Raw genomic sequence first — 12,973 nt, forward strand, 5'->3', positions numbered from 1 at the left:
GGCCCTCGCTGATTTAGCGCTGTTGTTAGGGGAGGGTGGGCGCTTTATATGGCAAAGTGCTATTACATTGAAAGTCCCTGAATAGAGCCTTTTCCCCGATAGTCGTGAGTGTTTTCCGGCAACGGGAGCAACTTTTGCGCTACCGCTTTGCGCAAGGCATGAGGCCCTCACGCCGCGTACTGGAAGGCCTGCGGATGAATCGATAAAGCCCTGGCGGTGCCGACCCGCAGGTTTTTTATTGACCGAACGGTCGATTTAAAAAAATGGCCGGCAATCGTCAGCAAAGATTTCCCGGCGCGGCAGGCTGGGCGAAAAATGCGCTTCTCCTCGGGTCGTTTCACTGGCTAAGCTCTGGCATCGCAAATTCCCGCAGAGGTCTACTTATGCCGCAGTCATGGCCCGCCGCCGATATCGCTCGAATGATCCTCGATGGCTTCGACGACTACCGCGAGCACTTTCGCCAGATCACCGACGGTGCCCGGCAGCGCTTCGAGCAGGCGCAGTGGCAGGAGGCGCAGAAAGCCTCGGCGGCGCGGATCAACCTGTATGAGGAAAAGGTCGGGGAAACCGTGGCCCGCCTGCACCAGGCCTTCAGCGACGATGCGCTGATGGATGTCGGCCAGTGGCCACTGGTGAAAAGCGCCTACATCAGCCTGATCGACCTGCGTTTTGACGATGAGCTGTCCGAGACCTGGTACAACTCGATCTTTTGCGGCCTGTTCAGCCATGACCTGATCAGCGACGGCTGCATGTTCATCCACACCACCCGGCCCAGCCTGCGCCGGGCCCGGGCCGCGCAGACCCGCAGCTACCACCCCAAGGGCAACCTGCCGGCGATGCTCGAACAGGTGTTCGCCGACTACCGTTTCAGCGAGGACTATGCCGATCTGGCGGGGGACCTGCGGCGCCTGGAAGCGCAACTGCGGGAGAACCTGCCGGACTGGGTGTGCAAGGACCCGGAACTGACCCTGGAGCTGTTTTCCTCGGTGCTCTACCGCAACAAGGGCGCGTACCTGGTGGGACGCATCTTCACCCACGAAGAGCAATGGCCGCTGGTGATCCCCTTGCTGCACCGCGAAGGCCGGGGCATCCAGATCGATGCGCTGATCACTGACGAAGCGGATGTCTCGATCATCTTCTCCTTCACCCGCTCGTACTTCATGGTGGACGTGCCGGTGCCCGCGGAATTCATCGGCTTTCTCAAGCGCATCCTGCCGGGCAAGCACATCGCCGAGCTGTACACCTCGATCGGCTTCTACAAGCACGGCAAGTCGGAGTTCTACCGCGCCCTGATCAACCACCTGGCCAGCACCGATGACCGCTTCATCATGGCCCCCGGGGTACGCGGCATGGTCATGAGCGTGTTCACCCTGCCGGGCTTCAACACCGTGTTCAAGATCATCAAGGATCGTTTCTCGCCGTCGAAAAACGTCGACCGGGCCACGGTGATCGAGAAATACCGGCTGGTGAAGAGCGTGGATCGGGTCGGGCGCATGGCCGATACCCAGGAGTTCGCCGATTTCCGCTTTCCCCTGAGCAAGTTCGACCCGGCCTGCCTTGAGGAACTGCTGGAAGTGGCGCCGTCCACGGTGGCCGTGGAAGACCAGACGGTGCTGATCCGCCACTGCTGGACCGAGCGCCGCATGACCCCGCTCAACCTCTACCTGGAGCACGCCAACCCGGATCAGGTGCGCGAGGCCCTGGAGGACTACGGCCTGGCGATCAAGCAACTGGCGGCGGCCAACATCTTCCCCGGCGACATGCTGCTGAAGAACTTTGGCGTCACCCGCCACGGCCGGGTGGTGTTCTACGACTACGACGAAATCTGCTTTCTCACCGAAGCCAACTTCCGCCACATTCCGGCGCCTCGCACCCCGGAAGACGAGATGGCTTCCGAACCCTGGTACTCCATCGGCCCGCATGATGTGTTCCCCGAGGAGTTCCCGCCGTTCCTGTTCGCCGATGCCGGCCAGCGCAAGCTGTTCGACCAGTTGCATGGCGAGCTGTACAACGCCGACTACTGGAAAGGCCTGCAAGAGGCGATTCGCGCCGGCAAGATCATCGATGTCTTTCCTTACCGGCGCAAAGGCCTGGAGGACGAATAGAAGCAGCGGCTAGCGGTAAGTGACAAGCAGCAAGCTAAAAGCGCAAAGCTGCGTTAATCTTGCGGCTTTTCGCTTGAAGCTTGCCGCTGCTTTCCTATGACTTCCGAATCGCCTGCAATCGACCAACTGCTGAAAAACCTCGATCACGCCATGCTCGCCGACCGCCACCGCTTGCGTCGGCAGTTGCTTGAGCTGCGCAAGAAGCCCGACGAGGCCAAGCTCGCCCAGTGGTTGGAGCGGATGCAGGCGTCGTGCAATCTGGTGACGGCGCGGCGCGACAGCGTGCCGCCGATTCGCTACGACGACAGCCTGCCGATCGCCGCCAAGCGCGACGAGATCAAGGAGGCGCTGCTCAAGCATCAGGTGCTGATCATTGCCGGCGAGACCGGCTCGGGCAAAACCACCCAGTTGCCGAAGATCTGCCTGGAGATCGGTCGCGGCCAGCATGGCCTGATCGGCCATACCCAGCCTCGGCGGATCGCCGCCCGCAGTGTTGCCAGCCGGGTCGCCGAAGAACTGGCCACGCCCCTGGGTTCGCTGGTGGGTTATCAGGTGCGTTTCGAGGATCAGAGCGACTCCAGCACCCTGATCAAGCTGATGACCGACGGCATCCTGCTGGCGGAAACCCAGAATGACCGCTACCTGGAACGCTACGACACGATCATCGTCGACGAGGCCCACGAGCGCAGTCTGAACATCGACTTCCTCCTCGGTTACCTCAAGACCCTGCTGCCACGGCGCCCGGACCTGAAGGTCATCATCACCTCGGCGACCATCGACCTGGAGCGCTTCTCCAAGCACTTCGATAACGCGCCGATCGTCGAAGTCTCCGGCCGCACCTTCCCGGTGGAAACCTGGTATCGCCCGCTGACCCTGGAGCAGGACGAGGAGGGCAACCGGGTCGAGGACGACCTCACGGTGGATCAGGCGATCCTCGCCACCCTGGATGAAATCGCCGCCTACGAGCGCAGCGAGCGGCGCAGCCCCGGGGATGTGCTGGTGTTCCTGCCCGGCGAGCGGGAGATCCGCGACGCCGCGGAGATGCTGCGCAAGGCCCAGCTCAAGCACACCGAGATCCTGCCGCTGTACGCGCGCCTGTCGCCGGCGGAACAGCAGCGCATCTTCCAGTCGCACCCTGGCCGCCGTGTGGTGCTGGCGACCAACGTCGCGGAAACCTCGCTGACCGTGCCGGGCATCCGCTACGTGATCGACAGCGGCACCGCGCGCATCAGTCGCTACAGCTACCGGGCCAAGGTCCAGCGCCTGCCCATCGAGGCGATTTCCCAGGCCAGCGCCAACCAGCGTAAAGGCCGTTGCGGCCGGGTCGAGCCGGGGATCTGCGTGCGCCTGTACAGCGAGGAGGATTTCCTCGGCCGTCCGGAGTTCACCGATCCGGAAATCCTGCGTACCAACCTGGCGGCGGTGATCCTGCAGATGCTCCATCTGCGCCTGGGGGAAATCACCGCCTTCCCGTTTATCGAACCGCCGGATGGCAAGGCCATCAGTGACGGTTTCAACCTGCTGCAGGAACTCTCGGCGGTGGACCGCAACAGCCAGCTGACGCCGCTGGGCCGGCAACTGGCGCGCCTGCCGGTGGACCCGCGCATGGGCCGCATGCTGCTGGAAGCGGCCAAGCTCGGCAGCCTGCAGGAAGTGCTGATCGTCGCCAGTGCGATGTCGATCCAGGACCCACGCGAGCGTCCGCCGGAGCGTCAGCAGGCCGCTGATCAGGCCCACGCGCAGTGGAAGGACGTGGACTCGGACTTCGCCGGGCTGGTCAACCTGTGGCGCGGTTTCGAAGAGCAGCGCCAGGCCCTCACCGCCAGCCCGTTGCGCAACTGGTGCCGCAAGAACTTCCTGAACTACCTGCGCCTGCGCGAGTGGCGCGACTCGCACCGGCAACTGAGCCTGATCTGTCGCGACCTGCAACTGAGCCTGAACAAGGAACCGGCGGACTACCCGAAACTGCACAAGGCGGTCTTGGTGGGGCTGCTGAGCCAGATCGGCCAGAAGACCGAAGACGGCGACTACCTGGGTGCCCGCCAGCGGCGTTTCTGGATTCACCCATCCTCGGGCCTGGGCAAGAAGCGCCCGCAATGGCTGATGACCGCCGAACTGGTGGAAACCACCAAGCTCTATGCGCGCATGGTGGCCAAGATCGAGCCGGACTGGATCGAGCCCCTGGCCGGCCACCTGGTGAAGAAGAACCACTTCGAGCCCCATTGGGAGAAGAAGCGCGGCCAGGTGGTGGCCTACGAGCAGATCACCCTGTTCGGGCTGATCGTGGTCGGCCGCCGGCCGGTGCATTACGGCCCGGTGGACCCGGTGGTGTCCCGCGAGCTGTTTATCCGCGAGGCCCTGGTGCGCGGCGAGATCCAGTCCAAGGCCAAGTGCCTGAGCGCCAACACCCAGTTGCTGGAGCAACTCGACGCCCTGGAAGCCAAGGCCCGGCGCCGCGACATCCTGGCGGACGAGGAAACCCTGTTCGCCTTCTACGACGCACGTTTGCCGGCGGAGATCCACCAGACCGCGACCTTCGACAGCTGGTATCGGGTGCACAGTCAGAAGAACCCGCAACTGCTGATCATGCGCGAGGAAGACGTGCTGGCCCGCGAGGCCAGCGAGGTCACCGCCAAGCAGTACCCGGACACCCTGCATATCGGCGATCTGGAACTGGCCCTGAGTTATCACTTCGAACCCAACCATCCCCGCGACGGCGTGACCCTGCGGGTGCCGGCGCCGCTGCTGCCGGCACTGCCCGCCGAACGCCTGGAATGGCTGGTGCCGGGGCTGATCGAGGCCAAGTGCATTGCCCTGGTGCGCAACCTGCCCAAGGCCCTGCGCAAGAACTTCGTGCCGGTGCCGGACTTCGTCAAGGCGGCCTTGCAGCGCATGGTCTTCGCCGAAGGCTCGTTGCCCCAGGCCCTGGGCCGCGAGCTGCTGCGCATGACCGGCGCGCGGGTCAGCGACGAAGCCTGGAGCGAAGCCGAACAACAGGTGGAAAGCCACCTGCGGATGAACCTGGAAATCGTCGATGCCCAGGGCAAGTTCCTCGGCGAAGGCCGTGACCTGGCCGAACTGACCGCGCGTTTTGCCGAAGCCAGCCAGGCCGCCCTGGCGGTGCCGCAGACCGCCAAGAGCCAGCAGCCGGTGGAAGCCCGTGTATTCGCCGCCGTTGCGGAAAAGACCCAGCAGAAGATTGCCGGGCTGTCGATGACCGTGTATCCGGCCCTGGTGGAAGAGGCGGGTACGGTCAAGGAAGGGCGCTTCTCCACCGCCGCCGAAGCCGAGTTCCAGCACCGCCGTGCCTTGCAGCGCCTGCTGTTGCAGCAACTGGCCGAACCCGCCAAGTTCCTGCGCGGCAAACTGCCGGGGCTGACCGAGCTGGGCCTGCTGTACCGCGAACTGGGCCGGGTCGATGCGCTGGTGGAGGACATCCTGCTGGCCAGCCTCGACAGCTGCATTCTTGAAGGCGAAGCCAGCTTGCCCCGGGATGGCGCGGGGCTGGCGTCCCTGGCCGAGCGCAAGCGCGGCGCCTGGACCGAGCACGCCGAGCGTCTGGCGCGCCTGACCCTGGAGATCCTCAAGCTCTGGCACGGCCTGCAAAAACGCTTCAAGGGCAAGATCGACCTGGCCCAGGCCGTGGCCCTCAACGACATCAAGTCGCAGTTGGCGAATCTGGTGTACCCGGGCTTTGTCCGGGAAACCCCGGCCCTGTGGCTCAAGGAACTGCCGCGCTACCTCAAGGCGGTGGAACTGCGTTTCGAGAAACTCGGCAGTCAGGTGCAGAAGGACCGGGTCTGGAGCAGCGAGCTGGCCGGTCTGTGGAGCCAGTACCAGACCCGGGCGCAGAAACATGCCCAGGAAGGCAAGCGCGATCCGCAACTGGAGCTGTACCGCTGGTGGCTGGAGGAGTACCGGGTGTCGCTGTTTGCCCAGCAGTTGGGGACCAAGGTGCCGATTTCCGACAAGCGCCTGAGCAAGCAATGGAGCCAGGTCGACGCCTGACCCAGGCGTACCCCGTCGATCTTGCAGTTGCGGCGAAAGATCGATGGTTATGGCAAACTTCGCCGTCATAAATGCCGGCCCCGGTTATCTGCACCCCAGCCAGCCCGGGCGGATCGGAATAAAGCGATGCCAGGAACGGCTCCCTCAGCGGGAGTCGTTCCTTTACGGTTTGGCACGACGGTGCCAATACCTTCTGCCTCAACACATTAGAGGAACGACCGTGCATAACGTCGTCATCAGCGGCACCGGCCTGTTTACCCCGGCCAACAGCATCTCCAACGAAGAGCTGGTGGAGTCCTTCAACGCCTACGTCCATCAGTTCAACAGCGACAACGCCGCCGCCATCGAGCGCGGTGAAGTGCAGGCCCTGACGGAATCCAACGCCGCGTTCATCGAAAAAGCCTCGGGCATCAAGAGCCGCTTTGTCATGGACAAGGACGGCATCCTCGATCCGCAGCGCATGACGCCGCGCCTGCCGGAGCGCTCCAACGACGAGTGGTCGGTGCTCTGCCAAATGGCCGTGGCCGCCGCCGAACAGGCCCTGCAGCGGGCCGGCAAGACCGCCGCCGACATCGACGGGGTGATCGTCGCCTGCTCCAACCTGCAGCGCGCCTACCCGGCCATCGCCATCGAAGTCCAGGCCGCCCTGGGCATCCAGGGCTTCGGTTTCGACATGAACGTGGCCTGCTCCTCGGCGACCTTCGGCATCCAGGCCGCCAGCAACTGCGTGCAACTGGGCCAGGCCCGGGCGATCCTGATGGTCAACCCGGAAGTCTGCACAGGGCACCTGAACTTTCGCGACCGCGACAGCCACTTCATCTTCGGCGACGCCGCCACCGCGGTGATCATCGAGCGCGCCGACCTGGCCACCTCTCAGCACCAGTTCGAGATCGTCAGCACCAAGCTGCTGACCCAGTTCTCCAACAACATCCGCAACAACTTCGGCTTCCTCAACCGCGCCGCGGAAGAGGGTGTCGGTGCCCGCGACAAGCTGTTCGTCCAGGAAGGCCGCAAGGTGTTCCGCGACGTGTGCCCGATGGTGGCCGAGCTGATCGCCGCGCACCTGGAAGAGAACCAGCTCAACGTCAGCGACGTGAAGCGCTTCTGGCTGCACCAGGCCAACCTCAGCATGAACCACCTGATCGTCAAGAAACTCCTGGGCCGCGAAGCCTCGGTGGAAGAGGCGCCGGTGATTCTCGATACCTACGCCAACACCAGTTCGGCCGGCTCGGTGATTGCCTTCCACAAGTACCAGGATGACCTGGCCAGTGGCTCACTGGCGGTGCTCAGCTCCTTCGGCGCCGGTTATTCGATCGGTAGCGTCCTGCTGCGCAAGCGTTGATCTAGGCTGATGCGGGTGTGGCGCCGGGCGGCATTGGCGCGTCACACCCTCTTAAACCTGCATGATTGAACGAGGCACGAATGGCTGCTGCTGATGACACGCAACTGCTAGAGCGCCTGTTGGCGGGCGAACAAAAGGCTTACAAGGAACTGGTCAGCACCTACCAGAGCGCCATGCGCGCGGTGGCTTACGCGATTGTCGGCAATCGTCACGCCGATGAAGTGGTGCAGGACGCCTGGCTGTCGGTGGTGCGCAATCTGTCGGGCTTTCAGGGGCGTTCCAGCCTCAAGACCTGGCTGCTGACCATCACCGCCAACGCGGCCAAGGGCCGCTATAAACAGAATCGCCGGGAAGTCTTGCTCGATGATCTGCCCGCGCCTCACGGCACGGTGGGCGATGAGCGTTTCTCCTCCAGCGATGGCCACTGGCTGGTGGCGCCTTTCGCCTGGCACGAAGACACCCCCGAAGCCCTGCTGACCGAGTCCGAGCTGCGTGAGTGCCTGGAACACACCCTGCTCAGCCTCTCGGAACTGCAAAGCAGCGTCCTGCTGCTGCGCGAGCGCCAGGGCCTGGAGCTGGAAGAAATCTGTAATCTTTTGGGGCTCACGCTCTCCAATGTCCGGGTGCTGTTGCATCGGGCACGTCTGAAGGTCTTCGCCACCGTGGAGCATTTTGAGGAAACCGGCCAATGCTGACCTGTAAGGAACAAGTGGCACGTTCCAGCGATTATCTCGATGGTCAGTTGAGCTTTCGCGAGCGCCTGATGGTGCGCCATCACCTGTTGTTCTGCCCCAATTGCCGGCGTTTCATTCGCCAGATGCGCCTGCTCCAGGCCACCTTGCGGGTGTTGCCGGAGCCGCCCCTGGAGGGTTTGGATGACTTGGCCGAGCGTCTGGCGACGCAACGCAGCAAGGACGCTTGAGCGGGAAAAACACAGGCCGGCGCGGCGACCACGAACGGATGATGGGGGAGCGTTGCCCCGCGCCGGACTGTTGAAACCCGGCAGACGTTGTGCGCGGCTGGCACGCCCAGCGTCTGCGGTGTACGAGCAGGTCGCTTAGAACTTGGCTTCGGCGTCCAGTTGCAGGGTGTTGGTATTGGCGTCGCGCTGGGTGCGGCTGGAGTAGTCGGCCTTGGTCAGGAAGTAGGTCGCGCCCAGGGCGAAGTTCTTGTCGATGTCGTAACCGACCTTGAACTTGTGACCGCGGGAACCGGTGGTGCCGTTGGCGAAGTCGGAGTCGGTAAAGGCGCCGACCACGGCATTGCGCTGCACGTCGCGGTAGTTGTAGTCGAGGTTGAAGCCGAAGACCTTCGACTTGGCGCCCAGCAGCCAGGCGGTGTCCTGATCGTTCACCGCATCGTTGTTCTTCACGTACTGGCCGTAGAACGACAGCGGCATCGGCAGGCCGCCGATGTCGATCTGGCTGAAGCCTTCGTACAGGCGGAACTGGTTGTCGGCCGAGTTGCCGTTGACCGCCAGGGCGCAAGGGGTGGAGGTGCCGGTGCAACGGCTGTCCTTGTCGTTCTGGTAGGCATAGACGCTGCCGCCGAGGGTCAGCTTCAGGTTGTCGGTGAGGGCGAAGCGGCTACCCAGTTGGCCGGCGGTCAGGCGCAGGTCGTGACGGAACTGCACGCCTTCGCCGTCGACGTTGTCCTTGAGAGTGTAGTTACCCAGGCTGCCGAACAGTTCGGCGCTGCCGCCCAGTGGGTATTTGTAGGTGACGGCCAGGCCTTCAGGGTTGATGTCACTGTCCCAGATCACGTCGCCCATGCTGACCCAGGGTTGCAGCATCTTGCCGCCGATCACGTGCAGGTTCTTGACCGCGTCCGGGTGATAGTCGATATAGCCCAGGTCCAGCCAGATCTGTTTCTTGTCGAAGTAGTTGTCCATGTCCTGGTTGGTGGAGCGGGCATCGTCGCCGCCGCCGGTGGCGATGCGGATGCCGGTGTCCACCTGCGGGTTGATCTCGCTGTAGGCGCCCAGGCGAGCACGGATGCGCTGGCGATCCTTGTCGCGGCCGCCGTTGTTGGCTTCGCCATCGATCTTGACGGTTTCCTGGCGGATCCGAACGTCGCCCTTGAACTGCGTCTTGGCCGCCCAGGCCAGCTTCTGGTCGAAGGCGCTCAGCTCGTTGGCTTTCTTGGCCGCCGCCGCCACTTGTTCGTTGGTTTCTTGCTGCGCTTGCTGAGCGATTTGCTGGGCCTTCTGATCCTTGGCCAGTTCGGCTTGCAGTTCAACGTACTGCGCCTGGGAAATCGAGCCGTTGGCCTTGAGCATGTCGAGCAGTTTGGCGTCGACCGCAGCACTGGCGGGCACGCTCATGGCCAGTAACAGGCCGCCACACAGGGCTGCCGCGGTTTTCGTGGAAGCAAGACGCATAGCAATCTCCGAAGGTAAGAGTGGATGGCTCAACCATCCTGGACACAACCGACCTGTGCAGATCGGAAAACAGTGGTCGGGTAGAACCCGGCGCTCTAAAAACAGGCGCCAGTATCACGATGGTTTATGACAGCGGGGTGGCAAAGTAATGGCGTGTCGATGACGATTGCTGACGGCCATACACCCCCGGGCGGGGGCGTGGTGGGTGCCGGGAAAGGGGAAATGTCGGAGGGCGTTCAGCCGCCGCTAAGCGAGTGGGTGTCGCCCAGGAAGAGGTCGGGGCATCGGGGTGGAGCGGCTTGGCCCGAGGTCGGGGCTCGGGCCTGCGGGGTCATGGGCAGGTGGTTTCGTGCAGGTACAGCCACTGCGCCGAGTTGTCCTGGACACGGATGATCGCCAGGGACAGGCGCGCGGTTTCGAGCGAATCCAGGCGCTGGATTTCCTTGTAGCGGATCGCTGCGCACTGGCCTTCCTGCCACACGCAATGCAGGTCGCTGAGCCTGATCTGCAGCCCCGGGCGCTGGCCCAGGCCCGTGCGAAACAGCTGTTGCACCTGCTCGCGGCCCACCAGGGCGCCGCCGGTGGTGACCATCTGGAAGTCTTGGGCGAACAGTTCCAGCAAGGGGTCGAGGCAGGCCGCGGCGTCCCCCTGCTGGTTGCTGAAGACGCGGTGAATCAGTTGGTGAATCCGCTGCACGCTGTGTTGCGCTTGTTCAATGATCGAGTTGGGCATGTGAGGCCTTCATGGAGGGGAGTCGGTTCAGGGTCAGCAGCGGCAGCAGACCGGCTGCAGCCGCCAGCAACAGGCTCAGGTGATAGGCGCCGGTGGCATCGGAGTACCCCAGCAGCAGGTTGTAGAGCATCAGCAACCAGGCGGCGCCGAGGCTGAATGCCACCTGCCGGTTGATGTTCCAGATCACGCTGGCCTGGTGCGTATCGGCGCCGTCGAAGTCCAGCAGGGCGGTGGTCTGCGCGGTGTTGGCGCCGGCACCGCCGCCCAGGCCCATCAAGAGGTAGGCCAGCGCCAGCAGCGGCAGGTCGGCAGTCGAGTCGACCCCGCACAACGTGGCGATGCCGGCGCTGTGCAGCACCAGGGCCATGGCGAACAGCCGCGCGGCGCCCAGGCGATTGTAGAAGCGCCCGCCCGCCAGCATCGCCAGCAGCGCGCCGGCGGCGTACAGCAGCATGAACATGCCGCTGTGCCGGGCGCTCAGGTGCAGCTGCTTCTGGAGGAAGAACAGGCTCAGCAGATTGACCCCAGTGAAGATCCCCGGAATGGCGTGATAGATCGCCACCGACAGGCTCAGGCGCGGGTTTTTCAGCAGTCGCAGTTCGACGATGGGCCGGGCACAGGTCTGGCAATGGCGCCGGTAGCACTCGGCCAATAGCAGGCCGGCGACCACCCCCGGTATAGCCTGATACAGCGGGTAGCCGCTGCCGTACAGCGACATGCCGAGCAGCAGGCCGCCCAGGCTGGCGCTCACCAGCAGCAGGCCGCGCAGGTCCGGGCGATCCGCGGGCGCCGTGGGTTCAGGGTTGATCCAGCACCAGGACAGCAGCGCCGCCAGCAGCGACAGCGGCAGGCTGGCGAAGAACACCCAGCGCCAGGAGCTGTGATCGACAATCGCTCCGCCCAGCGTCGGTGAAAGCGCCGGCGCCAGCAGGGCCACGGCCATCACCAGGGTGGAGATTCGTGCCCGTTGCACGCCCTGGAACAGGTTGAAGGTCAGTGCCTGCCCCAGGGGAATCAGCAGACCGCCGGCCATGCCCTGGAGCAGCCGCCAGAACACCAGCGACATGAAGCTGTCGGCCAGTCCGCACATCAGCCCCGCGCCACTGAACAGCAGCATCGAGGCGCAGAGTACCTGGCGGTTGCCGAAGCGTGCGGCTAGCCAGGTGCTGATGGCAATGACCAGGGTCAGGCCAAGGATGTAGGCGTTGGCGACCCAGGCCACGGCGGCGCTGGACACCTGCAAGTGGCTGGCAATGCTGGGCAGGGCCACCGCCGACATGAAGATGTTGACGCAGTCGATAAAGAACCCGAGGAGAAATACCACCGCCACTTTGTATCTGTCAGTCATGCCGTCTCCCTTTTTGCGCGCAGCTTAGGGAGCTTGGGGGCGGAGTGTCGAGGTGCCTATACTTGACGCATTGTTTAACGAGGCTTGACAGTGAGCGAGACTTTTCACAGCCAGTTGCACCGGGTGCAGACCTTCCTCGCGGTGGTCGACTTCGGTTCCTACACCCGCGCCGCGCAGTACCTTGGCATTAGCAAAGCCATGGCCAGCCTGCATATCAAGGCCCTGGAGCAGGCACTGGCGAGCACCTTGCTGGTGCGCACCACGCGGCAGGTGACCCTGACCGAAACCGGCCAGGATCTCTACGACGAATTCAAGGGGATTGTCGCCAATATCGACACGGCCTTCGACAACGTGCTGCATGGGCGCAACCGGGTCAGCGGCAAGTTGCGCATCAGTTCCACGGCGGAGTACGCCGAGACTTTCGTGCTGCCGATCCTGCCACTGTTCACCGCGCGCTACCCCGAGGTGCGCCTGAGCTATCACTTCAATTCATCGCTGAATGATCTGGTCGCGGAAAAGCTCGACCTGGTGATCCGCCTCGGCCACCTGGCGGACTCGGGATTCAAGGGGCGCAAGCTTTCGGACTACGCCATTGCCCTGGTGGCCAGCCCGGCGCTGCTCGAGGGCCGGGAGTTGCAGCAGATCGAGGATCTGAGCGCATTGCCGTGGATCGGCAACAGCAATCTGGCCGGGCCGCCCAGCTGGACCTTCAACCATCCGCGCCGTGGCGCGGTGGAGGTGAAAGTCGGCCCCGGGCACGAATCCAACTCGGCGACGGCGATTCGCGCCCTGGCCCTGGCCGGCCTGGGGTTGGCGGTGCTGCCGGAGTGGATGATCCTCGACGACCTGGGCAGCGGCCGCCTGGTGCGGGTCCTGCCGCAGTACGGCCTGGCCACGCAGCCGGTGCATGTGCTGTTTCCCAACAGCGCGCACCTGCCGCGCAAATCCCGGGTGTTCATCGATTTTCTCGCCGAGCATCTGGGGCGTTGAGGACGTGCCCGGCTGGCAGCGGTTTCGGTGAACCCGGGGATGGAGGATACTCGCCGGGTTGTCCGAT

The 12,973-nt window shown here is 64.0% G+C and carries 9 protein-coding genes; 6 read left to right on the top strand and 3 right to left on the bottom strand.

The window, feature by feature from the left end; all coding sequences use genetic code 11:
• Nucleotides 1-383: 383 nt before the first annotated feature.
• The 5 genes from aceK to GWQ44_RS02430 all read left to right on the top strand — a co-directional run bounded on the left by aceK (nt 384) and on the right by GWQ44_RS02430 (nt 8,377).
• Nucleotides 384-2,105: a bifunctional isocitrate dehydrogenase kinase/phosphatase gene (gene aceK / locus GWQ44_RS02410; protein WP_016966740.1), complete on the top strand. Its 1,722-nt coding sequence runs from the start codon at nt 384-386 to the stop codon at nt 2,103-2,105.
• Between the two features lie 96 nt (nt 2,106-2,201).
• Nucleotides 2,202-6,113, top strand: coding sequence for an ATP-dependent RNA helicase HrpA (gene hrpA / locus GWQ44_RS02415; protein ID WP_275926574.1), 3,912 nt, complete (start codon nt 2,202-2,204; stop codon nt 6,111-6,113).
• Between the two features lie 220 nt (nt 6,114-6,333).
• Nucleotides 6,334-7,455 (top strand): beta-ketoacyl-ACP synthase III, encoded by a 1,122-nt coding sequence (locus GWQ44_RS02420; RefSeq protein WP_103741187.1) that lies wholly within the window; start codon nt 6,334-6,336, stop codon nt 7,453-7,455.
• Nucleotides 7,456-7,535: 80 nt separating this feature from the next.
• Complete coding sequence (locus tag GWQ44_RS02425; RefSeq protein ID WP_016964978.1) at nt 7,536-8,150, top strand: RNA polymerase sigma factor; 615 nt, start codon at nt 7,536-7,538, stop codon at nt 8,148-8,150.
• Complete coding sequence (locus GWQ44_RS02430; protein WP_016964977.1) at nt 8,144-8,377, top strand: zf-HC2 domain-containing protein; 234 nt, start codon at nt 8,144-8,146, stop codon at nt 8,375-8,377. The genes GWQ44_RS02425 and GWQ44_RS02430 overlap by 7 nt, the downstream gene beginning before the upstream one ends.
• A 135-nt stretch (nt 8,378-8,512) precedes the next feature.
• On the opposite strand, the gene GWQ44_RS02435 is transcribed toward GWQ44_RS02430, so the two are convergent.
• The 3 genes from GWQ44_RS02435 to GWQ44_RS02445 form a co-directional block, all read right to left on the bottom strand.
• Nucleotides 8,513-9,835 carry a putative porin gene (locus GWQ44_RS02435; protein ID WP_016964976.1) on the bottom strand — a complete coding sequence of 441 codons (1,323 nt, stop codon included), beginning with the start codon at nt 9,833-9,835 and terminating at the stop codon, nt 8,513-8,515.
• Nucleotides 9,836-10,166: 331 nt separating this feature from the next.
• On the bottom strand, nt 10,167-10,568 hold the full coding sequence (locus GWQ44_RS02440) for a DUF4440 domain-containing protein (protein ID WP_275926575.1): 402 nt from the start codon (nt 10,566-10,568) through the stop codon (nt 10,167-10,169).
• Nucleotides 10,549-11,916, bottom strand: a complete 1,368-nt coding sequence (locus GWQ44_RS02445; RefSeq protein WP_275926576.1) for an MFS transporter — start codon at nt 11,914-11,916, stop codon at nt 10,549-10,551. The genes GWQ44_RS02440 and GWQ44_RS02445 overlap by 20 nt, the downstream gene beginning before the upstream one ends.
• Nucleotides 11,917-12,000: 84 nt before the next feature.
• On the opposite strand from GWQ44_RS02445, the gene GWQ44_RS02450 reads away from it, so the two are divergent.
• Nucleotides 12,001-12,906, top strand: a complete 906-nt coding sequence (locus GWQ44_RS02450; RefSeq protein WP_016964973.1) for a LysR substrate-binding domain-containing protein — start codon at nt 12,001-12,003, stop codon at nt 12,904-12,906.
• Nucleotides 12,907-12,973 lie beyond the last annotated feature (67 nt).

Origin of the sequence: Pseudomonas sp. 3MA1 (genome assembly GCF_029237275.1) — a bacterium.
GTDB classification, from domain to species: Bacteria; Pseudomonadota; Gammaproteobacteria; order Pseudomonadales; family Pseudomonadaceae; genus Aquipseudomonas; species Aquipseudomonas fluorescens_AP.